21 protein-coding genes and 1 pseudogene are annotated in these 24894 nt (G+C 67.6%); 14 read left to right on the top strand and 8 right to left on the bottom strand.

Annotated elements, in window-relative coordinates; all coding sequences use genetic code 11:
* Positions 1–563: 563 nt before the first annotated feature.
* A complete protein-coding gene (locus tag ACH34W_RS15100; RefSeq protein WP_395961484.1) occupies positions 564–1892 on the top strand; it encodes a cation:proton antiporter in 1329 nt (442 codons plus the stop codon).
* Between the two features lie 805 nt (positions 1893–2697).
* Here the strand turns inward: ACH34W_RS15100 and ACH34W_RS15095 are convergent.
* Positions 2698–2856, bottom strand: coding sequence for a hypothetical protein (locus tag ACH34W_RS15095; RefSeq protein WP_395961483.1), 159 nt, complete (start codon positions 2854–2856; stop codon positions 2698–2700).
* 49 nt (positions 2857–2905) lie between these two features.
* On the opposite strand from ACH34W_RS15095, the gene ACH34W_RS15090 reads away from it, so the two are divergent.
* Entirely contained in the window at positions 2906–3205 is a 300-nt protein-coding gene (locus tag ACH34W_RS15090) for a hypothetical protein (RefSeq protein WP_395961482.1), read from the top strand.
* Between the two features lie 179 nt (positions 3206–3384).
* Here the strand turns inward: ACH34W_RS15090 and ACH34W_RS15085 are convergent, their stop codons facing one another.
* Together ACH34W_RS15085 and ACH34W_RS15080 are read right to left on the bottom strand one after the other, a co-directional pair.
* On the bottom strand, positions 3385–4074 hold the full coding sequence (locus ACH34W_RS15085) for a siderophore-interacting protein (RefSeq protein ID WP_395961481.1): 690 nt from the start codon (positions 4072–4074) through the stop codon (positions 3385–3387).
* Positions 4068–4820, bottom strand: a complete 753-nt coding sequence (locus tag ACH34W_RS15080) for an MBL fold metallo-hydrolase (protein ID WP_395961480.1) — start codon at positions 4818–4820, stop codon at positions 4068–4070. Before ACH34W_RS15080 ends, ACH34W_RS15085 begins: the two co-directional genes overlap by 7 nt.
* On the opposite strand from ACH34W_RS15080, the gene ACH34W_RS15075 reads away from it, so the two are divergent.
* The 5 genes and pseudogenes from ACH34W_RS15075 to ACH34W_RS15055 all read left to right on the top strand — a co-directional run bounded on the left by ACH34W_RS15075 (position 4795) and on the right by ACH34W_RS15055 (position 8225).
* Positions 4795–5517: a MerR family transcriptional regulator gene (locus ACH34W_RS15075; RefSeq protein ID WP_395961479.1), complete on the top strand. Its 723-nt coding sequence runs from the start codon at positions 4795–4797 to the stop codon at positions 5515–5517. The genes ACH34W_RS15080 and ACH34W_RS15075 overlap by 26 nt on opposite strands.
* A gap of 259 nt (positions 5518–5776) precedes the next feature.
* Positions 5777–6910 (top strand): erythromycin esterase family protein, encoded by a 1134-nt coding sequence (locus ACH34W_RS15070; protein WP_395961478.1) that lies wholly within the window; start codon positions 5777–5779, stop codon positions 6908–6910.
* Positions 6911–7003: 93 nt separating this feature from the next.
* Positions 7004–7756: pseudogene (locus ACH34W_RS15065) on the top strand (transposase); the annotation flags it as partial.
* A 17-nt stretch (positions 7757–7773) separates the two neighbouring features.
* The gene (locus ACH34W_RS15060) at positions 7774–8070 is read left to right on the top strand and encodes a hypothetical protein (RefSeq protein ID WP_395961477.1); all 297 of its coding nucleotides are present in this window, start codon (positions 7774–7776) and stop codon (positions 8068–8070) included.
* Entirely contained in the window at positions 8067–8225 is a 159-nt protein-coding gene (locus tag ACH34W_RS15055) for a hypothetical protein (protein ID WP_395961476.1), read from the top strand. The genes ACH34W_RS15060 and ACH34W_RS15055 overlap by 4 nt, the downstream gene beginning before the upstream one ends.
* A gap of 21 nt (positions 8226–8246) precedes the next feature.
* On the opposite strand, the gene ACH34W_RS15050 is transcribed toward ACH34W_RS15055, so the two are convergent.
* Together ACH34W_RS15050 and ACH34W_RS15045 are read right to left on the bottom strand one after the other, a co-directional pair.
* Positions 8247–9062 (bottom strand): transporter substrate-binding domain-containing protein, encoded by an 816-nt coding sequence (locus ACH34W_RS15050; protein WP_395961475.1) that lies wholly within the window; start codon positions 9060–9062, stop codon positions 8247–8249.
* 144 nt (positions 9063–9206) lie between these two features.
* The gene (locus ACH34W_RS15045; RefSeq protein WP_395961474.1) at positions 9207–9347 is read right to left on the bottom strand and encodes a hypothetical protein; all 141 of its coding nucleotides are present in this window, start codon (positions 9345–9347) and stop codon (positions 9207–9209) included.
* 1790 nt (positions 9348–11137) lie between these two features.
* Between ACH34W_RS15045 and ACH34W_RS15040 the strand changes: the two genes are divergently transcribed.
* The 3 genes from ACH34W_RS15040 (at position 11138) to ACH34W_RS15030 (ending at position 13918) form a co-directional block, all read left to right on the top strand.
* Positions 11138–12400, top strand: coding sequence for a DUF222 domain-containing protein (locus tag ACH34W_RS15040; RefSeq protein WP_395961473.1), 1263 nt, complete (start codon positions 11138–11140; stop codon positions 12398–12400).
* A gap of 185 nt (positions 12401–12585) precedes the next feature.
* Positions 12586–13086, top strand: coding sequence for a GNAT family N-acetyltransferase (locus ACH34W_RS15035; protein ID WP_395961472.1), 501 nt, complete (start codon positions 12586–12588; stop codon positions 13084–13086).
* Between the two features lie 601 nt (positions 13087–13687).
* Positions 13688–13918: a hypothetical protein gene (locus tag ACH34W_RS15030; protein ID WP_395961471.1), complete on the top strand. Its 231-nt coding sequence runs from the start codon at positions 13688–13690 to the stop codon at positions 13916–13918.
* A 485-nt stretch (positions 13919–14403) separates the two neighbouring features.
* On the opposite strand, the gene ACH34W_RS15025 is transcribed toward ACH34W_RS15030, so the two are convergent.
* Positions 14404–15834, bottom strand: coding sequence for a serine hydrolase (locus ACH34W_RS15025; protein WP_395961470.1), 1431 nt, complete (start codon positions 15832–15834; stop codon positions 14404–14406).
* A 144-nt stretch (positions 15835–15978) separates the two neighbouring features.
* Between ACH34W_RS15025 and ACH34W_RS15020 the strand changes: the two genes are divergently transcribed.
* Positions 15979–17493, top strand: a complete 1515-nt coding sequence (locus ACH34W_RS15020) for a flavin-containing monooxygenase (protein WP_395961469.1) — start codon at positions 15979–15981, stop codon at positions 17491–17493.
* Here the strand turns inward: ACH34W_RS15020 and ACH34W_RS15015 are convergent.
* Complete coding sequence (locus ACH34W_RS15015) at positions 17480–19339, bottom strand: hypothetical protein (RefSeq protein WP_395961468.1); 1860 nt, start codon at positions 19337–19339, stop codon at positions 17480–17482. The two genes, ACH34W_RS15020 and ACH34W_RS15015, sit on opposite strands and share 14 nt — an antisense overlap.
* A 49-nt stretch (positions 19340–19388) precedes the next feature.
* Here ACH34W_RS15015 and ACH34W_RS15010 point away from each other — a divergent pair, with 49 nt between their 5' ends.
* The 3 genes from ACH34W_RS15010 to ACH34W_RS15000 all read left to right on the top strand — a co-directional run bounded on the left by ACH34W_RS15010 (position 19389) and on the right by ACH34W_RS15000 (position 23840).
* Positions 19389–21287, top strand: a complete 1899-nt coding sequence (locus ACH34W_RS15010) for a hypothetical protein (protein WP_395961467.1) — start codon at positions 19389–19391, stop codon at positions 21285–21287.
* Between the two features lie 69 nt (positions 21288–21356).
* The gene (locus tag ACH34W_RS15005) at positions 21357–22553 is read left to right on the top strand and encodes a GNAT family N-acetyltransferase (protein ID WP_395961466.1); all 1197 of its coding nucleotides are present in this window, start codon (positions 21357–21359) and stop codon (positions 22551–22553) included.
* 138 nt (positions 22554–22691) lie between these two features.
* Positions 22692–23840 carry a magnesium and cobalt transport protein CorA gene (locus ACH34W_RS15000; protein ID WP_395961465.1) on the top strand — a complete coding sequence of 383 codons (1149 nt, stop codon included), beginning with the start codon at positions 22692–22694 and terminating at the stop codon, positions 23838–23840.
* Here the strand turns inward: ACH34W_RS15000 and ACH34W_RS14995 are convergent.
* Positions 23818–24855, bottom strand: a complete 1038-nt coding sequence (locus ACH34W_RS14995; protein ID WP_395961464.1) for an esterase-like activity of phytase family protein — start codon at positions 24853–24855, stop codon at positions 23818–23820. The genes ACH34W_RS15000 and ACH34W_RS14995 overlap by 23 nt on opposite strands.
* Positions 24856–24894 lie beyond the last annotated feature (39 nt).

Genomic DNA, 24894 nt, shown 5'->3' with positions numbered 1-24894 from the left:
GACCAAATCTGGAACTTTGCCCAGCATTTACGTTAGCTACAGAGGATTTAATCTGCCAATATTTTGAAGTGTTGTGGAATGAGGGCCGCGGTCCCGCCGCCGGGACGAAGCCGTCGCCGCTCTCGCCGCTCGCTCGGAGGTGCGGGACCTGTCGTCCGCGGTCGGTGCGGGGAGTTGCCCGCTCCGGCAACGTTCACCTCACGCCCATGGCATCGCAAAGCAACGTTCAACTCCTTATAGTGAACGTATGGTCACCAACAGTGCCTGATCGGTTCAAACCGGCCAACCTTCCTGGTCCACACACGAGTGGGGGAGTACGGATGCGAGCCACTGGACGAGGTCCAGATCTTCCGGTATTCCGCAAACGAGCAAGGCCAACGCCATCGGTCGCGCCCCTGATCGAGTGAAATGCCGGTCACGCAAATCACGCAGCTTGTGAGTGCACAGAGCACATGAGTGCACAGAGCACATGAGTGCACGGAGCAAGTCCGGCTTACTGATGGATCCTTCCCCTGCGCTGCCGCGCTGCTGGGTCGGTGCCTGCCCTCGCGAGGAGGCGAGCGATGTCCCTGCCGGTCGGCGAGGTGGCCCGGATTCTGATCGTGCTGGCGGTCTTCCTGCTGGCAGCCCATCTGGGTGCGGCCCTGTTCGTACGGCTGCGCCAGCCCCCGGTGATCGGCGAGATCGCTGGAGGGCTGCTGCTCGGCCCCAGCGCCCTCGCTCTGATCGCTCCGGCGGCCAGCGGGTGGCTGGCCCCGCACGACACTCCGACAGCGCACATGCTGGGCGCGGTCTACCAGCTCGGCATGGTCATGATGGTGTTCCTTGCCGGATTGGAGATGCGGCCGGGCGGCCAGGGGACTGAGCGCAAGACGGTGCTGTTCACCAGCGTCACGGGTCTGGTGATCCCCTTTGCCGGGGGGCTGACCATCGCCCAGGTGATCGACCCCGGCGCGCTGGCCGGTCCGCACGGCTCGGCTGCCACGATCTCTCTGGTCCTGGGGCTGGCGATCGCGGTGACCAGCATCCCGGTCATCTCCCGGATCATGATGGACCTGGGCATCATGGGCACCCTGTTCGCCCGCACCGTCCTCACCGTCGCCGTGGTCGAGGACATCCTGCTGTACGTCGTCCTAGCCGTGATCCTCGGCCTTGCCAACGTCCATGGGGACGCGACCTTTGGCCTGCCCACACTCCTCGATGGCGAGGCGATCGGCTTGTACGTGGCCTACTACGTGGCCGCATCGGTGCTCTTCTTCGCGGTCTTCCTGAGCGGCGGCCGGGCACTGTTCCAATGGCTGACCGGAAACTGGCGGCTCAACGTGCTGGAGCGGCGCAGCCCAACGGCACTGCGGCTGGTGTTCCTGTTCGCGCTGTGCCTGTGCTGCATGGGCCTGGGCATCGACCCGATCTTCGGCGCGCTGCTGGCCGGGATCGCCATGGCCGAACCGGCATCCCGGGAGTCGCCCGGCCTCGGCTTGCTGCGGGGATTTGCGCTGGCCTTCTTCGTGCCGATCTACTTCGCGCTCGTCGGGTTCCGGATCGACCTGGTACACCACCTGGACCTGGTGTTCTTCGCCTGGCTGTTCACGGTGGCCTGCGTCATCAAGTTCAGCAGCGTATGGGCGGGGGCGCGGCTGGCCGGCAGGGACCGGGCGTGGTCGACCGACTTCGCGGTGGCGATGAACGCCCGCGGCGGCCCCGGCATCGTGCTGGCCTCGGTGGCCTTCGGGGCGGGCGTCATCAACGCGACCTTCTTCGTCGCACTGGTGCTGCTGTCCGTCCTCACCTCACAGGTCGCCGGCGTATGGCTGGCCCGGTCGCAGGCGCGAGGCCACAAGTTCCTCTCAGCGGAACCGGACCGGCCGCAGGTGGCCGCAGCGGAGCGGTGAGCCGAACGGTCTGATACTGCGAGGGTTTCGGAGTTGGACGGCTGCAAGCGGTACCCGACCGGCTCGCCGCGGTCCACGACAAGCCTCACCGGCGGCTCACCACAGCAGGCCCGCGGCGGCTTCCTGGTCTCGGGGCGCTGCGTACCTTCGCCCCGACGCCGTCGGTTGTCCTGGCCCGCTCACTGGTAGTGGTAGAGCCTGCGACGCCATCGTTTCCGTCGTTCATCGGCTCCGGCTTCGTCCGGCGCGTGCAGGTGTTGCTGTCCTTCGCGCTGGGCAGGAACACCGCCACCGGCGCCGGACTGGGCACCAGCGTCTTGGACTCGGCGATCTGGCAGATTGACCGTGCCCTGGGCCTGACCATCCGCCGAGCGCGACCTGCTGCCGCACGGCGGCGACAGCGACGATGGCCCGGTGGCAAGCCATCCGCTCCAGAAGGCCGACCAGGCGGGCCGTGCCGGCCACGCGGGAACGATCCGCACGCGCGTCATTTCGCCTTGCCGCGGTGTCGCGGCCGGTGCAGGCCTTCCCACACGCGCAGGCGGTGGAAGCGCCATTTCTCTCCCCACGTGACGGACACGAAGGTGAAATCTCATCAGTTTCCCTCCCAGCGTGCGGCGTTCCTTCGATGGATCCACTCTGACTGACTTTCCTGAGGCTAGGCTGAAGCACCCTGAAGTCTCCTTCAGGGTGGGCCATTTCGGAGAGTCTTCAACAAACAAGAGATGACCCAACCCTGCCTGACAAGAGTTACCGAATTAACCCAAAGTGATTTCAATTCGACACTTGGAAATCCCGCGTGGATCTAGGCGTTCTTTTCCGTGATGAGCTGGTCCGGTCCCGCGAGTATCCGGTCTAGCCCGAAGGCCCAGCCGTCGTCGGGTGGCGCGTCGTGGACGTCGTCCACTGCGCTGAGGATGTGCCGGAAGCGGTCTCCCTGCTCGCCTGACGTCCGGTGGTTCACCGACAGCCGTCTCGATCGTGACGGCCACGAGCTCGGCCTTGCTCGACACGTGCCGGTAGAGCGCCATCTTGGTGACATCGAGGCGCAGCTCGGCTTCGCCGTCGACCACGACACCTCGGTCAGCGCCGACGTGCGCTTCGTTCAGCTCACCCCACGCGGGTCGGGCTGTTCGGTGGTGATCGGCAACGCCCACGAGGGCATGGCGCCCGGCTCACTCAAGGGCGTGCAGCTCGTGGTGAACGACGTCAAGGCCGCGCGGGCCGAGCTCGCGGGGCGCGGAGTGGACGTCTCCGAGGCCAGGTCTTCGCCAAGGAAGGGCAGCGTCCGGCGCGCGACGGCGACGACCTGAACAACGTGGGGTTCTGCTACTTCAACGACCCGGACGGCAATAGCTGGGCAATCCAGCAGATCACAGCTCGCGACTGACCACGGTCGCGCTGACCTCGTCGGGTCCGTGCGTGCTGGCCGGGCGGGCTGCGGGAGCTCGCCGCCGGACAGCCCGCCCGGCCGGGCGTGTGCCGTACCGAGTCAGTCCATGCCGCGTCGTCCTGGTGCCCAGAACGGTTTCACCACGACGTCCCGGCGGGACCAGCCGCGCTCGTTCACCAGGTGGCCCCGCACCGCCTGGCAGGTGCGCGCCTCGCCGGCGACATAGGCGACGCCCGGCTCGCCGGGAAAGTCCAGCGAAAGAACGGCGTCCGGCAGCTCATCGGGCCGGTAGACCCAGGTCAGGCGATCACTTCGGGCAAGAGGGAGCTGATCGCCTGGCCTGTCGGCCAGGATCACGCCGTGCACGATGGCCGAGGGTGACAGCGCGCGGAGCATCGCGCCGAAGGCGACGGCTGCGGTCTCGTCTCCGGTGAACAGGTGGTACGGCGCGTCCTGCCGCAGCACGAACCTGCCCTCCGGCCTCATGAAGACGGCGACGTCGCCTACATGAGCCCGGCGTGACCACAACGCCCCGGGGCCAGCGGCGGGGTGGTCGAGGATGCACATGTCAAGATGGCCCTCCGCCGAGTAATCCCAGATCGAGTAAGTACGCAGGAAGCCGCGCAGCCACGTGCCAGGCCGACGCGGGTCGCAGACCCGCAGGCGGATGTGCATGCCGGGCACCCAGTCCAGGTCGCGCAGTTCGGGGCCGGAGATGCGGATGCGACGCATGCGCTCGGCGATCGGCTCGACCTGCGTGACTTCCCCGTGCATGAACGGGCTCAGCACGGCAACTCCCAACGTTCACCAGTCGGCAGGTCCGCCACATGCAGATCCGGGTCGGCCAGCCGTACCGCGTCCGAGGCGGTGCCGTTGGTCCGGAACAGCCGCGACAGCGGGTCGTGCCCGTGGGCGTCGTGCACAGGGACCAGAGCTCGCGCGCCGAGCACGGCCGCTCCGGCGACGGCCTGCTCCGGGCCCATCACCAGGCGCGGGCCGAACACCGGGCGCAGCCCGTTGACCGGCAGCAGAGCCAGGTCCACCGGCGGCTGCTCGGCCCGGTATCGCTCAAGGAGCTCGACCTCGGCGATCTCACCACCGAAGAACACCCGGCCGCCTGCCGCACCGAACACATACGCGTTGTTGGGCCACACCACAGTCCGCCCCGAGGGCACCACTTGCATGCTGACACCGGGAGCGATGTCACGGGTCTGTCCCCAACGCAGGCACTCAGCACGCAGGAATCCCACTGCCCTGGCGCGGCGGGCCATGCCAGAGGTGGGCACGAACAGCGGCGTGGTCTCCTTGGCGGGAAGGGCGCGTAGGCCACGCAGATCCCAGTGGTTGGTGGCCAGATTGGTGACGACGATGGCGGCGAGCGGGGGCAGGTTCGCGATCCGCAGCCCCAACGGCTCTCCACGGCGCAGCCACCACCGTTCGATGAACCAGGGGTCGGTGAGCACGGCGTGGCCGTCGAATTCCAGCAGCACGCAGGAGTTGACCACGCGGGTGACCGCGATCGATGACTTGATCATGCCGGTCACGGTGCCGGTTAATGTACACATGAAGTCAAGCGAGGGACTGGCCATCGGCGGGCAGACCGACAAGGCGCTCGCCATCAGCCGACAAGCAGACGAGACGCTGGCCATCGGCGAGCCGGCAAACGAGGGGCTGGCCATCAGCGGACAAGCAGACGAGGGGCTGGCCATCGGCGAGCCGGCAAACGAGGGGCTGGCCATCGGCGAGCAGACACACGAAGGGCTAGCCATCAGCGGACAAGCAGACGAGGGGCTGGCCATCGGCGAGCTGGCAGAACGGTTCGGGCTGGCCACGCATGTGCTGCGGCATTGGGAGAGCATGGGTCTGCTGGAGCCCGCGCGGCTCGCGGGGGGTCAACGCTCATATGGATTGGCGGACCTGGGGCGTGTCGCGCTGATCCTGATGGGCAAGGAGGCCGGTTTCACGCTGGCCGAGCTGCGTACGCTACTGTCCACCGCCAGCCCGATGGACCACCGCGACATGCTGCGCCGCCACGTCCAAGAGCTTGAGCAGCGCATCGCACAGGCGCAGGCGGCCAAGAAGCTGATTGAGCACGCCCTAGCCTGCCCGTACAGCTTCAGCGAATGCGAGCACGCTCGCGAGCAGATCGCGGCTCGGATTCCGCCGGCTCCCGGCCCGGATTCCGCCGATCCGCAGTGGCACGTGAAGCCCCTTTCACCGGTGGATCTCTGAAGCATCGGTAGTGGGGAAGGCCCCCGTAAAGCAGGGCTGCTAGCGGTAGTGCCGGACGAGTCGGGGTCGGCAGATCATGTGCGGCATGCCGATCAGAACTCGACGTAACGTACTCCAAGGACTCGTGGCCGCCGGCGTGCTGGCGTCCGTCCCGCAACCCGCAAGTGCAGATGGCGTGGCACCAGTGGTCGGCGCCATTGAGACGCATGCGCACCCGCTACTCAGCACCGAGCCGGCCGGTAGCATGAACGATCTGCACATGCTCGGAAACATGCTGGACGGGGCGACCGTGGTGGGTCTGGGCGAGGCGACTCACAATTCACGCGAGTTCTTCACCATGAAGCACAGGGTCTTCCGGTACCTGGCGGAGACCAAGGGCTTCAGGGCGTTCAGCCAGGAAGTGCATGTGGCCGCGGGTCTCCGCATCAACGACTACGTGGTGAAGGGCAAGGGCGACATACGGCAGATCATGGAGGAGGAGTTCCAGGGCGGTACGCGCTTGTGGAACACCCGCGAGTACCTCGACCTCTTCCAGTGGATGCGCGCCTACAACGCACGGCACGCCACCAAGCTCCAGTACGTCGGAAACGACATCGACTATCCGGGCATGGAGCTGTTCGTTCGGGTGGAGGGATACGTACGCAGTCACCACCCCGACATGTTGCCGACGGTGAAGGAGCGCTACAGCCGCCTGCGGCCTGACGCTGGCATGGAGACTTGGATGCAGGCTTATCCGCAGAGGCCGCTTGCCGAACGCAAGGCATCCTTGGCCGACGCCACACAGGTCGTGAATCTACTGCGTGAACGTGGAGCCGACGGCACCATCGTTCAGTACGCGAAGTTCATCGCCCAGGTAGCCGAGATCTACTCGTACGACCTTGAGGACCAGGCGGACCTGCTGCGAGCCGTCCAACACCGCGAGCAGGCGATGGCGGACAACACGATCTGGTGGAACCGGCGCACGGGCGGCAAGACGCTGCTGTCGGCCCACAACGGGCACGTCGCGTACGGCAACTCGCGCCCGGAATACCCGTACCGGATCCAGGGCGACCTGATCAGAGAACAAATCGGGCGCCGTTATGTGAACATCGGCTTCACGTTCGACCACGGTTCGTTCAACGCCTTCGACCCCGACACCGGCGTGCTGCGTCCGGTCACAGTGGGACCTGGGGACAAGGGCGGCAACGAGCACACGCTCGACAAGGTGCGGTACCGCGACTACGTGCTGGACATGCGTACCGTCCCGGAGCCGGCCCGTAGCTGGCTGCGGCAGGCTCGGCCGACGCGCGAAATCGGAGCCGACTATCCGGACCCAGCCAGGCCCGTGGCTCTGGGCACGTTCTACGACGTCCTCATCCACCTAAACCGCGTTCGAGCCGCCACTCTTCTCTGACCGCGTGGTCCCCCGGCCCGTCGTCCGAATCGCCAAGCCGACATCATGCGTACCCACCCCCCGTTATGTTCTTCGAGGTCCTGCAAGGGGGCCACCCAGTTCCGCCCCAGCCTTGAACGGATGCTGGGCCCCCGGCTGGACCATCCCGCCGTCACCTGGCTGCTAGGGCGCCACGGCTCCCCGGCGACACTGCGCAAAGCCGGGCGGCGCAGGCTTGTGGACCTGATCCGTCCCAAGGCTCCGCGGATGGCCGAGCGGCTGATCGACGAGGTCTTCGCCGCCCTCGACGAACAGACCGTGATCGTCCCGGGCACCAGCACCCTCGACCTCGACCTCGACCTCGTAATCCCCTCACTCGCCGCTCCCTGACGGCCGTTCACCAGCAGCGACGCGCGCTGGAAAAGCCAGATCGCCACCCTGCTGGAGGCCCACCCTCTTTCCCATGTCCTGACCTCCATGCCCGGGGTCGCAGTCAGGACCGCAGCCGTCCTGCTGGTCACCGTCGGCGACGGCACCAACTCCCCCACCGCCGCCCACCTGGCCTCCTACGCAGGCCCCGCCCCCACCACGAAATCCTCAGGAACCTCGATCCATGGCGAACACGCTCCCAGAAGCGGCAACCGTCAACTCAAGAGAGCCATGTTCCTCTCCGCCTTCGCCGCTCTGCACGACCCCGCCTCCTGCACCTACTACGACCAATGCCGAGCACGCGGCAAGACCCACACCCAAGCCCTGCTCCGCCTCGCCCGACACCGCATCAGCGTTCTGTTCGCCATGCTCCGCGACGGCACCTTCTACGAACACCGAACCCCACGCCCCGTGAGACTCTGCAGCCCACACGCATGAGCAACAGCGGAGGACGAATGACACTTCAGGAGCTGATCGGTCGGCTGACCGAAGCCGACGACGGCCTGACCGTCTACGCCAGCGAACCTTGGACCGCACACAGCGACGCAATAGCCGACCCCAACACCGAAGGCACCCGGCCCGATGCACACGGCCGGACCTACCTCCTGGAAGCCTTCCTGATCCGCGACGTCCTCGAAGCCTGGAGCGCCCAACACGACGGCACCCCTCCCTCCTCACAGCAAGCCTGCGAGGCGGTCATCTACTACGCCGAGACCGACGCATACCTCTTCCCGGACGACGACCTGGCTTGACCAAGAACATAGAGGCACCCCCCACATGGGCGGCCCGATCAAGCGCCAACGCCGACTCCGGTCTGCCATGGCCATCGCCGGCGCTGTCCGGCCCAGAGCCGATCGACGTCGACGACGAGCTGTTCCGGCAACGGACGGCGCGCCCCGCGCAGTAGCCCGGCTGGCGCTGCCCGAAGTCAGAGACAGCCCTCAAACTCCGGAACCTCGATGACCGACAGGTCCAGCCCTGATCCCCTGAACCACTTGTGCATGAGCTTGGCCATCGTGCCGTCCTGGTACATCTGGGTGATGGCCTTGTTGACGGCCTCGCAGCCGTCGGGATCACCGCGCCGCATCCCGATCCCGGTGCGTTGTTCACCGAACCGCGCGTTCAGCAGCCGGAAGTCCTGGCCCTGGCGCAGCTTGATCCCCGCCAGGATGGTGTCGTTGGTCGTGATGGCATCGATGCTCCTGCTCCGCAGCATGGCAGCGCACTGGTCGTAGTCCTGCGCGAACACCTGCTCGGCGGCGACGCCTCGTTCCTTGGTCACCTGGTCGGCCGCCCCGGCTCCGCGGACGGCACAGATCTTGCGGCCCTTCAGGTCGCGCACGCCACGTATCTCGCGCTCGCCGGTCCGCACGAGGATGTCCTGGTACGAGGGGTAGTAGGGCCCGGCGAACGTCAGGCGGAGCTTCCAGTCAGGCCGCACCCAGAACGTGAGGATCAGGTCGGCGCGCCGTTCCAGCAGCAGCCGCTCACGGTCGGCGGCGAACGACTGGACGAACTTCACCCGCTTGCCGAGCCGCGCGCCCACCTGCCGGGCAACGTCCACGTCGAACCCTTCGAACGAGCCGTCCGGACGCTTCAGCCCGATCCCCGGAAGGTCAGGCCGGACACCGGCGACCAGCGTGTCCTTGTCCATGATCGACGACTCCCCCGCAGCCCCGCACCCGGCGACCGCCACGCTCGCCACCAATGCCAGGCCGACCAGCGCGTTGGACACAACCGTCATCGGTCCCCTTCCCCGTCTCAGGCCTGGCACAGCTGACCAGTACCCATAGGTTCGATCACCGGGAAGCCGGTGTCGAGATCTTCCCCGATGAACGCGGAGATCGGCGAGCGCACCATGGTGGCGCAGCGTTCCGCGACAACACGGTCACAGAATGCCGACAACGCCTTGTGCGACGCTCGCCGTCGCCGGTATACACGCCACGTCCTCGTGGTACTTGGCGGTCGTCTCCGCACGGTGATCATTGCCGAGTCCGGCGACGACCAGAAACTCAGCGAGGGTTCGCAACGCGATACCTTCGCCTTTGCTAGAGCCGATACCCAAAACGGTCGCCAAACGACTCTGGGCTGCCCGTCCGCGGCCAGCAACCGGAGACCAAGAACTAGGCCCCTGTGTCCGCTTCCGGGAACGGCCCGCGCAACCGGCTACAACTACTCGCCCGCTCTGCCGGAAGCAATTCGCTTCAAGCTTGGTGTGAGCAGTAGCAGGGCCGTGGACGGCAGGCAGACGTGTGGGGTGAGTAGTGGCGGCAAGGGTCGCACCGTTAGCTGGTTAGTCACCCAACTGCGGATTAGCGCGGCCTAGCTACAAACATCCGCGACGCAGAAAGGAATTGACCGGAAGTTTGGCCCTCGCGTCGACCTGCGCATTTGTGGCACACATCTTTGCCGCTTCGCGGTTGGCAGCACCGGTCGGCCCCTTAGCTGAGCATCCCGCCCGGCAGCCGGTCGGTTGGGGCTGAAGACCTAAAAGCGCCAGCGACAAGATGGGCAGTGGGCGGGGACAGTACGCGCATGCAAAGGTTTCCGGGCGGCAGGTTACTTCGTGCCGCTGCGTGGTTGGCGGCAACGGTCACCCCTCTGGCTCCGCACCCATCCGGCCGGCGGGTAGGCGGGTAGGCGGGGCTAAGACCCAAAAGCAGCAGCGACAAGAAGGCAGACGGCGGCGCGGCACGTGCGTACGCACCGGTTTCCGGATGGCAGCCTACTTCGCGCCGCTGCGCGGTTGGCGGCAGCGGTCACCCCTTTGGCTCCGCACCCCGCCCGGCTGTCGGGTGAGGCGGGGCTAAAGACCTAAAAGCGCAGCGACAAGAAGGTAGACGGCGGGCACGGCACGTGCGCACACACAGGTTTCCGGGCGGCAGCCTACTTCGCGCCGCTGCGCGGTTGGCGGCAGCGGCCACCCCTTTGGCTCCGCACCCCGCCCGGCTGTCGGGTGAGGCGGGGCTAAAGACCCAAAAAGCGCAGCGACAAGAAGGTAGACGGCGGGCACGGCACGTGCGTACGCACCGGTTTCCGGGCGGCAGCCTACTTCGCGCCGCTGCGCGGTTGGCGGCAGCAGTCACCCCTCTGGCGCCGCACCCCGCCCGGCTGTCGGGTCGGTTGGGACTGAAGACCTAAAGCGGCGGCGACAAGAAAGCAGGCGGCGGGCACGGCAGGTGCGCACACACAGGATTTCGGGCGGCAGCCTACTTCGTGCCGCTTCGCGGTTGCGGCAGCGGTCACCCCTTTGGCTCCGCACCCCGCCCGGCAGCCGGTCGGTTGGGGCTGAAGACCCAAAAAGCGGCGGCGACAAGAAGGGAGGCGGCGGGCACGGCGCGTTGGTGTTGTGCGGGTTTGCTGGTGGCTGATGTTCGACCTTAAGCCCGCGCGGAGCGCGGGATGTGCCACAACCTCAGGCCACCGCCCGCCATCACCCTTGTGCGCAGACCAGAATCCCGCAACAGCAACCAACGTGACCGCAACCCACGACAAAGCCGCACCAGCCCGCAAACGGTCATTTCGGCACCGCTCAACCACCCACCCAAACCAGCCAACTTAATCCCCGATCCACCCGCCCGCAACCGACAACGACCGTGGGACAACACCCCCGCCCCAGCCACCCACAAAAACGGCCACAAACGCACACGCTGACCCTGCCGAATGACGCCGACTTAGCCTTCCGGCTCGCCGCTCCTGATCAACGGAAATCGCGGGACGGCCATCTGTCGCACCGGTCACAAAAAGGTGGCCGGATACCGCTGGCAATCGCCACTCAACACCTTGCAATATCACCGAACGTGACGATAGAATAACGGCATGGATTCGATCGTGGCGGGACTTGATTCCGCTTCCACCGCTGACTTGGTGGAAGCGGCCGCCGCGATCACCACCCAACTCACCCAACGATCGGCACCCGACTCCGGGACCGCCTGCATGGAGCTGGCCGAACGGTTCGCCGCCGCGTTGGATCAGGGTGAGCAGGTGCTGGCGGGGTTGATTGCGGTGGTGGACCGGACCGGGGAACCCAAGCGGTGGGGGTTGGCGTCGACTCAGGCGTGGTTGCGGTGCCGGCTGGGCATGCGCGAGGGCCGCGCCCAAGAACGCCTCACCCTGGCCCGCCAACTCCCCCGCCTGCAGCAAGTAAGCGAGCGGCTGGCCACCGGCGCCCTGTCGTATGGGTATGCCGCCACCATCGCCGACGCCGTACAGCGGCTGAACGATGAGGACTGTGCGGCGGCCGAGGGCATTTTGTTGGAGGCGGTGGCTGGCGGGGTGTCGGCGCGGAACCTGGCGCGGCTGGGCCGCAGAGTGCATGACCTGGTCGCCGAACTCGCCGGCGAAGACCAGCCGCCACAGGATGCGGCGCGGGGGTATCAGCGGTCGTGGATGACCGTGAGCCGGTCGCTGGATGGCGGCTGTTACCTGCACGGGTGGCTCAACCCCGAAGACACCGCCATCCTGGACGGCACCCTCGCACCGCTCGCCAAACCCGCCGGCACCGACGACCGCCGCGACCTGGCCGAACGCACCGCTGCGGCGTTGTCGACGGTGCTGGCCGGTGGACACAGGGACACCCGCATCACCGTCATCGCCGACCTGCAGACCCTGACCGGCGACAACACCCCCGGGCGGCTGCGTGACGGCACCCCGATCCCGGCGGCGCAGGTGCGGCGCATCGCCCTCAACGCCGGAATCTCCCCACTGATCCTCAGCCCCGACCACGTGCCGCTGTATCTGGGGCATGCGGTGCGGATCGCCACCGCCGGGCAACGCCGGGTGCTGGAAACCCTGTATGACACCTGTGCGGTGCAGGGCTGTGAGGTGCCGGGGCTGTTGTGCGAGGTCGACCATGTCGACGGGTGGGCGCTGGGCAACAGCCCCACCGACATCGACAAACTCGCCCTATGCTGCGGATGGCACAACCGCTGGAAACACACCCACCCCCACCAGATACACATCACCACCACCAAGGACGGCCGCTACCGGTATCGGGCGCTGCCACCTGACGGGGTCGCCAGATCCAGACGCGGCAGACCCGTCGATCAGGCCGACAACCCCTGGCACGACCACGCGGCCTGACCACCCCGCACACCCCCAGCCTGCAGCCCGGCGCACCCCCAGCGCCGGGCCTACAGGCACGCCTGCACGTGGCAACACCAACACGTGCACCATCCGCCACGCACCCCCGAACACATAACGACTGCCGTCAACGCGCACCGTGCGGGCCGCCTTTCTCCCTTCGGTCCGCTGGTTACGCTGGCTGGATGTCACCCCTCGACCTGCGTCCAGCCCGTCCAGACGATGCGGCGGCAGTGGCCGTCATCTGGCGGGACGGATGGCGGGACGGTCATTTCGGCCACGTTCCCGACGAGCTGCTCGCGGCGCGCACTCCTGAATCGTTCGAGATCCGAGCCGTGGAACGTGTCGCGGACACCACGGTCGCGGTTGTCGGGGGCGAGGTTGCGGGCTTCATCATGGTGGTCGGCGATGAGGTCGAGCAGGTCTACGTCGCCGACGGCCACCGCGGCTCGGCCGTCGCGGCCACCCTTCTCGCCGAGGCCGAACGCCTGGTGCACGCCGACGGTCACGCCAAGGCCTGGCTCGCCGTCGTCGCGGGCAACGCTCGGGCCCGGCGCTTCTACGAGCGCCAGGGCTGGGCTGACGAAGGCCCGTTCGACCATCAGGCCCCCGGCCCGAACGGTCCGATCACCGTGCCGTGCCGTCGCTACACCAAGCCCGTATCTCAGCTCCATACCGATCGCTGAACCTCGAAACGCCTTGCTGCACTATGGCGGCAGGTAAGGGGATCCGGTGATGCGAGACCGCGGGAGGCCATCGGGTTGCCTCCTTGCGGTGTCTGTGTCAACGTCCTGCTTTCGTCAGTCTTCAGCCTCATCGGCAACGTCGTGACGTCGGGCGAGCTCCCGTTCGGCCTGGAGCGCGTCAAGCACTGGGCGCCGATCGCCCTCGTCGCCGGGCTGGTCCTTGTCGTCGCTCTTCCAGGTGCTCGTCGAAAGCCGGGCCGACGACGGCACCTCGGAGAACGAGGACGCCCGGCCGAGCCGGGCGTGGTTGATCGCGACCGTCGGGCTGGGAGCCCTCGCGGTGCTGTTGTTGGCACTTCAGTCCGCCGGGGTGACGCCCTCGGGGTTGGGCTGGCGTCCCTCGCCACCAGCGCGGGAACGTGTGGAATCGTCTCTGCCCGTTTCTGGTGGTGGCGGCGGCAGCCTCAGGCCCTCCCGCCGGTTCTGCGCAGGCTCCTCGAGGAGCAGTGCGCGGAGGCTTCTTCACATCACCAGTACGTGTACTCGATCGGCAGCGCCCCGCCGTTGATGGACCCCTACGTTGAACAGCGCACCGAGTGCCGTGAGCGGTAGAGGCCGGATCGGCGTGCTCACCCTCGCGCAGATGCTCGAGGCCAGCCAGTTCGCCATTCTCGTGGCGGAGCCTGGCGTGGGGAAGTCGACGGCCGTCGCGCGGGTGCTCCAGGACCAGGGGAGCTGGTGGCGGGACGCCCGTAGATCGTCCAAGCCGGACCGGGCGCCGTACGGTCCCTCGATGCCCATCGCGTTGCCGTCCGAGTCGCAGCCTGCCTGACGCGATGGCAGCCGCTGCGGACGGGAGTGGAGGCCGACCGTTCGAGCGTCCGCCTCCCGGTGGCTGGTTCTGATCGACGGGCTCGACCACATCCTGGTCACCACCGAACGCAGCGTCTTACTGGAGAGCCGCAGGAGGCAAGGCCCTCAATGAGGCGGCACTGGCGGGACTGGAGGCGGTTCTCGGCCGTGACCATCACTACACCCTCACCGTGGCCAACCTGGCCACGGACCTGGCGGCCTGTGGCGATCATGAATCAGCGGCAGGCCTGGGGGCCGCGACCTTGCGGCGGCTCTGGGCGCTGCTCGGCGAGCACAGTGCGCGGCGAATCTCGCGTCCGCCCTCATGGCGTCAGGAGTGAGAGATGAGGGCGAGACTCTTCGCGCAGAGACGCTCGACGCGTTCGGCCGGACGCTGGGCGCCGGTCATCCCGGCGCCCAGCGGGCCTGCCAAGGTCATCCGATCGACCTCGGCTTCGATCCTGTCTAGCGGCGCTTGCGCTTCTCGTAGGTGTCGATGGCGCGGCCCAGCTTGGCGAACTTCTCGGTGTAGGAGAACGGGTAGATGCCGGGCGGGGTGGTGGGCCGGTTCGCGTCGACGTACTGGGTGCCGAGGTTGGAGAAGACCACGACGATGTAGGTGCGGCCGCCCTTGCCCGGGAGGGCACGGACGATTCCGGCGTCGCTCGCGGTGTTGTTCACCCAGCCGGTCTTGTGGGAGAAGCGGACCTCGGCCTTCTTGTTGCACGGGCGTACGTCACGGCCGAACTTGGAGGCGTTGACGGTGACCGTGCCGTCCTTGCCGATCCACCGGGACGGGGTCACCTGCGGGATGCCCGCCGCCGGGTACGTGCCGCCGCACCAGTTGGTGCTCGACAACATGTCGTTGTAGCCCTGCTGGCTCAACTTCGACATGAAGAGCTTGCGCGACGCGGGGGACAGGACCTTGCTCGTGACCGGCTTGCCGTTGGGGGCCGTCCAGACCTTGCCGGGAGCGCCGTTGACGAGCGCCAGGAGCTTGGCGGTGTCCAGGGAGCTCATCGTGATGGAGTTGGACCACCGGCCGCCGTTGGCGGGGTTGGTGCCCTTGAGCTGCAGGGTCTGCAGCCCGAGGTCCTGGAACGTCTGGTTGAGCGGGTCGATGCCGCCGCGCTCGTGCAGGAGCTTGACGAGCGCGCAGGACGCGCCGTTGGACGACCAGGTGAGCGACTCGTCGATGTACTGCCGGACGGTCTTGGCGGTGGCGCCGCCGCAGAGCGAGCTGACGGGGTCGGGCTTGTAGCTGAACGTCTCGTCGAGCTTGACCTTGCCCTGGTCCGCCAGGCGCAGGACGCCGAAGTTGACCATCAGCTTCAGGACGGACGCCGGGTAGTTGAGCATGTGGTCGACGGTGGCCTTCTCGCGGCCGGGGACGACGTCGATCGTGCCCTGGCCCTTGTTGGCGTACCAGCCCTTGTCGTCCCACTGCCGCCAGCGCACGTCCTTGGCGGTGAAGTTCCGGTCGACCGGGATCGCCACACCGTTCTTGTAGGCGGGGCTCATGAGCACGGTGCCGGACGAGACCGGGCGGCCGCGCCGGTTGAGCTCGATGATGGTCGCGTCGACCTGGGGCTGCTGGACGATCGGCTTGGCGGCCGGCGCGGCGGCGAGCAGGCGGGCGCGGTCGTTCACCGTCTGCGCCTCCTTGTCGACCGGGCTGCCGAGCGAACGGGCCTGGGCGCTGCTGGGCGGCGCGGTGTCCAGGACCTCCTGGAGACGCAACTTGTCGAGCGTCACCCGGAGGTTCTTGGCGACCGGGCTGACCTTGCCCTTAGGGAGCTTGGGCGCGGCCTGCACCGCGCTGACCTTGCCGGCTGGCGTCTCGGCACTGCAGGCGAGCAGCGAACCGCTGAGGACGAGCCCGACAGATGCGTACATCCATGTACGACGCAAAGAAAACACCCCTCCTGGATAGGAAATTGATCTTAGGGGCGGCCTGCCGGGGTGTGCATGACGAACGCCACATCCGTAGTTATTGGACTATGTGTAGAATTGCGGCCGGACCCCTGGGAGGCGTGCTTGATGACCGAGACCTCGGAAACGGAACAGGCCGGACCCGACCACGAGGTGGTCATCGTGGGCGCCGGATTCGCGGGGATCGGCGCGGGCATCGCCCTGAAGCGCGCCGGCGTGGACGACTTCGTGCTGCTGGAACGCGCCGGGGACATCGGCGGAACGTGGCGCGACAACACCTATCCGGGCCTGTCGGTCGACATCCCCTCGCCGACCTACTCGTTCGCGTTCGAGCCGCGGCCGACCTGGTCACGGCTGTACGCCAAGGGCCCGGAGATCAAGGACTACGCCGACCACTGCGTCCGCAAGTACGGCATCATGCCGCACGTCCGCCTCAACACCACCGTCGTGGCCGCGCGCTTCGACGAGACCGGCGACATCTGGCGCGTGGAGCTGGCGGACGGATCCACGGTGACCGGGCGCTATCTGCTGTCGTGCCAGGGAGCGCTGACAACCCCGAGCTTCCCGGAGATCGAGGGGCTGGACGACTTCACCGGCCACACCGTGCACACCGCCCACTGGGACCACGACCATGACCTGACCGGCAAGCGCGTGGCCGTCATCGGCACGGGTGCGACGGCCCTCCAGATCATCCCCGAGATCGCGGGCAGGGTGGCACGCCTGGACGTCTACCAGCGGACACCGATCTGGGTGTATCCCAAGTTCGACCCGCGGCTGCCGCGCCCCGTTCAGGAGCTCTTCCGCCGGGTGCCCGCGACGCAGAGGGCGACGCGCTTCGTCACGACCACCGCTGTCGAGGTCATCGTCACCGGCGTCGTCCACCACCGCCGCGTCGAGCCGCTTGTCAAGGCGATCGAACGCAGGTGCCTGCGCCACCTCAAGAGCCAGGTGAAGGACCCGCAGCTCCGAGCGGAGCTCACGCCCAGGTATGGCTTCGGCTGCAAGCGTCCCTCGTTCTCCAACGACTACTGGCGCACGTTCAACCGCGGCAACGTCGACCTGGTGACCACCGGCATCGACCGTCTCACCGCCACTGGCATCCGCGCCGTGGACGGCACGGAGCGCGAGATCGACACGCTCATCCTCGCGACGGGCTTCAAGGTGTTCGACATCTCGTTCCCCATCGTCGGCCGGGAGGGCGTCGAGCTGACCGCGTTCTGGAAACAGCACCGGCGGCAGTCGTACGAGGGAGCGGCCGTGCCCGGCTTCCCCAACCTCTTCCTCGTTCCAGGCCCGTACGGCAACATCGGCCTGTCCTGGTTTCAGATGATCGACGCGCAGATCCGCCACGCCCTGCGCGTCATCGGCGAGGCACGCCGCCGCGGCGTGACCCGCGCGGAAGTCCGACAGGAGGCCCACGACCGCTACATGAACTGGGTCGCACACCGCATGCCCGGCACCGTCTTCCTCAACGGCGACTGCACGACCGCCAACAGCTACTACTTCGACGAGCACGGCGACGCCCCCTGGCAGCGCCCGTCCTCGGTGGTGGCCGCCCGCCGCCGCAGCCGATCGTTCCCGCTGGCGGACTACGACTACTCGACCCGGGTCAGCGCCGGCTGACGATCCGCGCCGCCCCCGCCGCGACGGTGGCGGTGAGCACCCAGCCCGCGGCGACCAGCGTGTACGAGAGCCACTGGTGCGCGCCCGCAGGGTTGAACGCACGTTCCTGCCCGAGATCGACGATCGGGATCAGCAGATCCAGCGTGTAGATCACCGGGTTGAAGTGCGGTGCCTCACCCCGCTTGAGCGGCGCCGGCGGCGAGAACCCGTACACCAGCCCGCCCATGGTCAGCAGCACGCCCAACCACAACAGCGCCCGCCACGGCCGGTACCCGTATCCGGTGGTGATGTCCTGGAGCCGGCTCCACCCCCGGATCACCCGGGTCTCGGTGCCCTGCCGATGGCGCTCCTTGGCGTACAACACCTTGCGCGCGTCCGCGTTCTGCCCGGTGGCGGCGTAATAGTTGGCCAGCTGCTCGTACGGCTGCGACTCGTACCCCTCCGGATTGCGCGTCAGCCACCGCAGCCGCTCTCCCGCAGGCAGCCGAGGCTCCAGCGCGTCGTACCGCGTTCCGGTCAGGACCAACTCGGTGGGCCATGAGACAGGGTCGTCGTGCAGCACGCCGATCTGGGCGTGATTCAGGAAGACCGTGCCTTGAACGGGCTGGGCGGGGACGAGCTTGAACTCGCCCGCTTGGAGGGCATGGCCGAAGATCGCCGTGCTGGCGGCCCCCGAAAGCCGCACGTCGTCGAGTTCCAAGAGGCCCCCGATCCGTGAGCGGGAGAGCCTCAGCGTGCCCTCCAGGGTGAGGCCGCGGCAGAAGACGTCAGCCCCGACCTCCGTCCTGTTCAGGCGCACGGCGTTACCTTCGGGATTGCGAACATCGGCGCCACTCAGCCAGATGCGGTTCTCGACCCGGCAGGCACGGATCATGACCTCGCCCGAAGCACGGATGTTCCTGAGTTCGAGGTAGGCCATGGACGCGTTGTCGATCGCCAGGACCGGCTCGTCCGGGCCGCTCCCGACCAGCACCGCGCCACGCATGTCGACACCATCACTTACCTGCGTCCCGCGCATGCTGACCTGCCCCGCGCCGACCTGGAGGTCCTGCGCGACGAAGTGCCCGATCGACGCCCGGTCCAGGTTGAGGGCCGTGCCCTCGCCCGGTTGGCTCAGCCGCGCTCCGTCCAGGTTCAGATTGGCCGTGAACGTGGCGCCGATGAGACGGAGCGTGCCCTGCGCCTCGAACCCGCGCCAGCACCAGACCCCACCCTCGACCGTGATGCCGCCTAGATTCAGGGCGATCCCGCCAGGGTTGCTCATCCGCGAACCGCTGAAGTTCAGGCTGCCGCCGATGTGCGCATTGTGGGCGCGGAATTCGCCTTGCACTTTGAGATTCCGGGCGTCCAGCCGCCCCTCCACGGTGAGCCTGTCGGCGAGCACCGGGCCGAGCCGCATCCCGTTCATCACCAGCGGGCCGCCGACGTGCGCCCCGTCCAGCCACAACCCCTGCTCGATCTCCGAGCCCTCCAGGTTGAGCAGGCCGTCCAGCCGGAGCCGCGAGCAGACGAGCAGGGGAAGGCGGCAACGCTCGATCCGCAGGGTGCGCAGGTTGGCGTCGACGAACTCAACCTTGTCGTCGAACTCGCAGTCCGTACAGTGCAGCCCGGCCTCGGCCGCGGCACCCTTCAACCGCAGCCGCCCCGTAACGCGCGCACCCCGCAACGAGATCCCGGAGGCATACCCGGGACGCGGCGGCACGGCACCGAGAAGCAGCGCGGCGAGCACCTCGCCACGCACTTCGGCCCCATCCAGTTGGACACGTTCGCCAACCGGATAAGCCCGCCACACCAACCGCTCAGCGTCGCTCAACTCGTTCTCGTCCACCAAAAAAGGGACGCCCACCCACGCCTCATGGTTCCGTCCTTACGTGGAATCGATCAGCGCTGACCAATTGACGGACATGCTCCTGGCGCCGCCTGAGGGCGGACGTCCTGGCCCGTTCAAGGTCCAGGGTGCACACATCACAGGCGCCCTCAACCTGGAGGCGTGCCCGCTGGACCGCCCCCTGGTGCTGGAAGGCTGCGTCTTTGAGGAGGCACCCAACTTCGATGAGGTCACCGCGCCCGCGATCCGGCTCCCCGGATGCCGGATGCCGGGATTGTCCGCGCAGCAACTGCGGACCACTGGGAACCTGGAGCTCAACAAGGGCTTCGTTGCCGAAGGCGTCGTAGACCTGCTGGGCGCACACATCGGCGGGAAGCTCTCTCTGACGGAAGCACGCCTGTCCAACGCAGGCGGCGTGGCGCTGAACGCGGACCGCCTCATCGTGGAGCAGGGGATGTTCTGCCGGGAGGGCTTCGTTGCCGAAGGCGAGATGCGGCTGCTCGGCGCACGCATCTCCGGACAGTTGTCGCTCAGCGGCGCACGGCTGTCCAACCCCGGTGGGAACGCGCTGATGGCGAACTGGCTCTCGGTCGCGCAGTACATGCTCTGCAAGGACGGATTCAGCGCGGACGGCAGAATCAGCCTCGCTGGTGGCCGGATCGGGCACCTGGACATGTCGGGTGCGGTGCTGAGGAATCCGGGTGGACCGGCGTTGAACGCCTACGTGCTGACGGTCGAGCAGGACCTCGTCTGCGCATTCGAGACCGTGGGGGAGGTCCGGCTCGCCGGTGCCAAGGTCGGCGGGCATCTCATCCTCGACGGCGCTCGGCTCACCAACCCGGGCAGGCTGGCGCTCAAGGCGGATGCGCTCACCGTCGAACGATCGTTGTTCTGCCGGGACGGCTTCGTCGCGGCAGGCGAGGTGCGGTTGACCGGCGCGCAGGTGGGCGGTGTCTGCAACCTCACCGGTGCCCGGCTCACCAACCCCGGAGGCCGTGCGCTCTCGGCCATCCGGCTCGCGGTCGGGGGCGACCTGATGTGCCGGGACGGCTTCGTCGCGGAGGGAGAACTTCGGCTGAACGGCGCGCATGTCGGCGGGCAGATCGAGTTCGATGGGGCGCGGCTGGTCAACCCTGGCGGCCATGTGATCGAGGGCCTCGGCATGACAGTGGATCAGAACCTGTTCTTTCGGGACGGTTTCGCGGCCGAGGGCGAGGTCTATCTGATCGGCACACGGGTGGGTGGGCGGCTCTCGTTCATCGACGCGGAGTTGTCCAATCCGCAGGGACTCGCGCTCGATCTGGAGGCGGTCAGCGCCCGTGCCCTGGTGCTGAGGCTCGGACGGGCTCCCGCCGGGGGCATCGATCTCACCAACGTCCAGGTTGAGAGCTTCCGCGACGACGCCGTGAGCTGGCAGCCCTCACGTGTCACGCTGCGCGGTTTCACGTTCGGGACGCTGGAGCATGACGAGATCGACGTACGGACACGCCTGAGGCGGCTGGCCGAGCAGCCGGAGGGGTATGTGCCACAGCCGTACGACCAGCTCGCGCAGGCCTACCGTCGCGATGGCAGGGAGGAGGCGGCCCGGCGCGTCGCGATCGCCAAGCAGTGGCATCGGCGCAAGGTTCTGGGACCGTTCGGCAGGCTGGCCAACTGGCTCCTGTTCCTGACCGTCGGTTACGGCTACCGAACGTGGCTGGCCGCCGTCTGGCTGGCCGGGTTGCTGGCGGTCGGGAGTCTGGTCTTCGCACGGGCCGACATGAAGCAGGCTGATCCCAAGGGCCCGGCCTTCCACGCGTTCGCCTACACACTCGATGTGCTGCTCCCGATCGTGGACCTTGGCCAGCAGAAGGCGTGGAACCCCGAGGGAACGGTCGTCTACTGGTCCTGGACGCTCATTGCCGCAGGTTGGATCCTCACGACGGCCGTCGTGGCCGGGCTGACCGGAATCATCAAACGGGACTGACCGGTGTTCGGCCTGGTCAGTGGGAAAACCGGTTGCCTTTGCCGGGGGCCGCGCGCTTACCGTGGACGCATGGGCGATCTAGAGATCCGTGAGATTCCGGAGTCCGATCTGGGACGGATGCTGGACCTCGCCGAGATGGTGTTCCATTTCCGCACCGAGGACGACAAACGGGACCGCAACCTGTGGGTGCCGCGGCGGTCGGAGCGGATCGGCGCCTACGAGGGTGAGACGTTGGTGGGGCAACTGGCCGCGCTGCCTATGAAGCTCGCGGTGCCCGGCGCGTTGCCGGACTGCTCGGCGATCACGTTTGTGGGCGTGCTGCCGACGCACCGGCGCCGGGGTGTGCTCACCGCCATGATGGAACGGATGCACGCCGACGCGGTCGCGGCGGGGCGTCCGTTGGCGGCGCTGTGGGCGTCGCAGGCGGGGATCTACGGGCGATACGGGTTCGGCCTGGCTGATCGTTCTATCAGCCTGGAGATCGACAGCTCCCGGCCGCTGGCACTGCGCATCGAGCCCGATCCGCGCCCGCTGCGGCTGATCGGGCGCGACCAGGCGGCGGAGGTGCTCGGGCCGATCCACGCCCGGGCGATCGCGCGACGCCCCGGCGGGCTCGTCCGGGACGCCGAATGGTGGGAGAGGGCGATCCTGCCCCCGGCGGATGAGCACGACGACGAGTACGGTGAGCCGCGGATCGTGGTGCTGGACGGCGGCGGCTATGCGATCTACCGGACGCGGGGGGAGAACGAGGACACCGGTGCGCCCGGGGTCGTCCGGCTCGAGGAGCTGGAGGCCGATACTCCGGCGGTGGAGGCCGCGCTGTGGACGTTCCTCGCGTCGATCGACCTGACCAGCCGGATCCAGGCGCACAGCAGGCCCGTCGACGACCTGCTCCCGCTGCTGGCCGTCGACCCGGACCAAGTCGTGATCAAGGGGGACTGGGGCGCGCTGTGGCTGAGGCTGATCGACGTTCCGGCGTCGCTCCGGATGCGGAGCTGGGCGGTCGAGGAGAGCCTGGTCATCGAGGTCCAGGACGCCAGATTGCCCATCAATGAGGGGCGCTGGCGCCTGACGGGCAAGGCCACCCAAGACGAGCCTGACCTCACGTTCGGCGTGGCCGAGCTCGGGTCTGTCTATCTGGGCGGAACGCAGGTCCGGCGGCTCGTTCGGGCGGGTCTGGTCACCGAGCACACGCCAGGAGCGGCCGGACGGTTCGATGCCGCCCTGGACGTCCCGCTCGCCCCGCACACGAACGATGATTTCTAGGAGCTGTTCACCTGATAGTGGGGGAGCGGTCGTTTCGGCATAGGCGGTTACCACCTGGTTCGTTCACCCTGGTCGTGCACACTTGAAGATCGGCGGATGGGTACATGTCCCTCTGAGGCTTCTGCGGAGGGAGTGGTGATGGCGGATCGGCGAGGGCGTATGTTGCGTCCGCTTTTGAGATCTTCCTCCCGTGCCGCCAAGGTGCCGGCCGAGGCGCCTCCGGAGCGTTCCATGGATCCCCGGCCGGGTGACCATGAGCCGGACGGCGAAGGCGTGGTCGATGCCGCCGTCTATGTGAGCGGCGTCCGGGCCGAATCGCCCGCCACTCTCGCCGAGACCTACCGGTGCCTGGGGCGAACCGAGGGCGGCATGGCGTGGATCGGTCTTTATCGCCCTTCTGAGCCGCAGCTGCTTTCGCTTGCCGAGGAATTCGAGCTGCACGAGCTGGCCGTTGAGGACGCGATCGTGGCCCATCAGCGGCCGAAGTTGGAACGTTATGGGGACACGCTCTTCGTGGTGCTGCGTGCAGCTCGTTATCTGGACGATGTGGAAGAAGTCGACTTTGGCGAGTTGCACATTTTTGTCGGCAAGGACTTCGTGCTGACCGTACGCCACAGTGAGTCCCCAGACCTGGCCGTGGTCCGCAAGCGCCTGGAGGATACGCCCGAGCTTCTGTCCAGCGGTCCGGAAGCGGTGCTCTACGCGATCCTGGACGCTGTGGTTGACGAGTACGCGCCGGTGGTGGCGGGTCTCCAGAACGACATCGACGAGATCGAGACCGAGGTGTTCCGGGGCGATCCGCTGGTGTCGCGGCGCATCTACGAGCTCTCACGTGAGGTGATCGAGTTCCAGCGGGCCACCCGGCCGCTGTCACCGATTCTCGGCTCGCTGTCGGCGGGTTTCGAAAAGTACCAGGTGGATGACGAGCTCCGCCGCTACCTGCGGGATGTCGCCGACCACGCCACGACGGTGATGGAACGCGTCGATGGTTTCCGTCAGAACCTACAAGACATCTTGACGCTGAACGCCACGTTGGTCGGGCAGGCGCAGAACGAGGAGATGAAGAACCTCGCCGAGGCCAGCAACGCCCAGAACGAGGAGGTCAAGAAGATCTCCGCGTGGGCCGCCATCCTGTTCGCGCCCACACTGATCGGGACCATTTACGGGATGAACTTCGACCACATGCCCGAGACGCGCTGGGCGTTCGGCTACCCGGTCGCGCTGTGCCTGATGGCCGCCACTTGCGGCGTTCTCTACTTGATTTTCAAGCGCCGCGACTGGCTCTGATCGCCAGCGCGTACACCCGGGTGATCTGCGTCGCGCTGCCGTTGTCGTCGGAGATCAGGTAGAGAATCCGGCCGTCGAGCGCCATGCCCTCGATGTTGTCGAGCAACGGGTTGGGCTGTGGCTGCTTGGCGGTCGCGCCGGACGGCGGGCACGTGGCGATGTCCACGAGCAGTTCCTTCTTGAGCGCGGGAGCCGGGGTGTTCGTCACGTCGCGGGCCCCATTGGTGGATGTCCGGTAAATCCGGACGGTGTTGCCCACACCGGGGGTGAAGCCGCGCTCCATGGCGAGAAGCCCGCCGTCCCGCAGAGCGATGAGCTCGGCGAGGCTGAGGGTGGGATCGGTCTTGTAGGCGTACTGCGCGACCGGGACATAACGGCCACCTGCGTGGCCCTCGTAACGGATGATGCGCTGGAACGCCTCACCGTTCAGCGGACCCTCCATGCCGGCGTAGACCGTGCGGCCGTCCGATGTGGCCGCCAGCGACTCGAAGGTCTGGTTGCGGGTGGCCTGGCCCGCCGGGGCGACGCGGAAACGTTCGGGCACCGGCAGTTCGGCCGTCTGGCGCCCGTCGGAACGGCGGAACCGGCGGATCGACGGCTCGGTCTCGGAGCTCGCGAGGATCGTCTGGCCGCCGCGCTCCACCACCAGGCCCTCGCCGTCGAAGTCGGCGCCGGTGTAGGGCGTCCCGTCCGGCCGGGTCAGAGTCGTGACCTTGCGCGCCGCCGGCTTGAGGACGCCGCCCCGCCGCAGCGACAGGTCGTAGATCCGCGCGGGCGTGGTACCGATGTTGTCCACCACCGCGACGGCCCGCCCGTGACCTGTCATGGCGAGCGCGGAGAGCCCGGCGATGGCCGTCCCGTTCAGCTCCGTCTTGTCCAGCGCGTCGGAGAAACCGAGCAGCGAGGCGGCGGGCGAGCACTGACCGCTCGGTTTCTCAGTGGCGCACGCCGGGGTCGCGAGGGCGCCGAGCGTCGCCAGGGCCGCCACGGGGGCGAGCAGCTTGGAGGACCTCATGGCAGGAGCGTACGCCCGCCCGGCACACCAAGATCTAAC

Source organism: Actinomadura sp. 6N118 (genome assembly GCF_044326415.1).
Lineage (GTDB): Bacteria > Actinomycetota > Actinomycetes > Streptosporangiales > Streptosporangiaceae > Spirillospora.
The sequence above is the reverse complement of the archived record's forward strand: the minus strand, read 5'-3'. Positions and strand labels throughout refer to the sequence as shown.

What these genes read in the sequence shown, in the direction of transcription:
- ACH34W_RS15100 (WP_395961484.1), top strand. Translation starts at nt 564, where the DNA reads ATGTCCCTGCCGGTCGGCGAGGTGGCCCGGATTCTGATCGTGCTGGCG.
- ACH34W_RS15080 (WP_395961480.1), bottom strand. Translation starts at nt 4,820, where the DNA reads ATGATCAAGTCATCGATCGCGGTCACCCGCGTGGTCAACTCCTGCGTG.
- ACH34W_RS15070 (WP_395961478.1), top strand. Translation starts at nt 5,777, where the DNA reads ATGCTCGGAAACATGCTGGACGGGGCGACCGTGGTGGGTCTGGGCGAG.
- ACH34W_RS15060 (WP_395961477.1), top strand. Translation starts at nt 7,774, where the DNA reads ATGACACTTCAGGAGCTGATCGGTCGGCTGACCGAAGCCGACGACGGC.
- ACH34W_RS15050 (WP_395961475.1), bottom strand. Translation starts at nt 9,062, where the DNA reads ATGACGGTTGTGTCCAACGCGCTGGTCGGCCTGGCATTGGTGGCGAGC.
- ACH34W_RS15040 (WP_395961473.1), top strand. Translation starts at nt 11,138, where the DNA reads ATGGATTCGATCGTGGCGGGACTTGATTCCGCTTCCACCGCTGACTTG.
- ACH34W_RS15035 (WP_395961472.1), top strand. Translation starts at nt 12,586, where the DNA reads ATGTCACCCCTCGACCTGCGTCCAGCCCGTCCAGACGATGCGGCGGCA.
- ACH34W_RS15025 (WP_395961470.1), bottom strand. Translation starts at nt 15,834, where the DNA reads ATGTACGCATCTGTCGGGCTCGTCCTCAGCGGTTCGCTGCTCGCCTGC.
- ACH34W_RS15020 (WP_395961469.1), top strand. Translation starts at nt 15,979, where the DNA reads ATGACCGAGACCTCGGAAACGGAACAGGCCGGACCCGACCACGAGGTG.
- ACH34W_RS15005 (WP_395961466.1), top strand. Translation starts at nt 21,357, where the DNA reads ATGGGCGATCTAGAGATCCGTGAGATTCCGGAGTCCGATCTGGGACGG.
- ACH34W_RS15000 (WP_395961465.1), top strand. Translation starts at nt 22,692, where the DNA reads ATGGCGGATCGGCGAGGGCGTATGTTGCGTCCGCTTTTGAGATCTTCC.
- ACH34W_RS14995 (WP_395961464.1), bottom strand. Translation starts at nt 24,855, where the DNA reads ATGAGGTCCTCCAAGCTGCTCGCCCCCGTGGCGGCCCTGGCGACGCTC.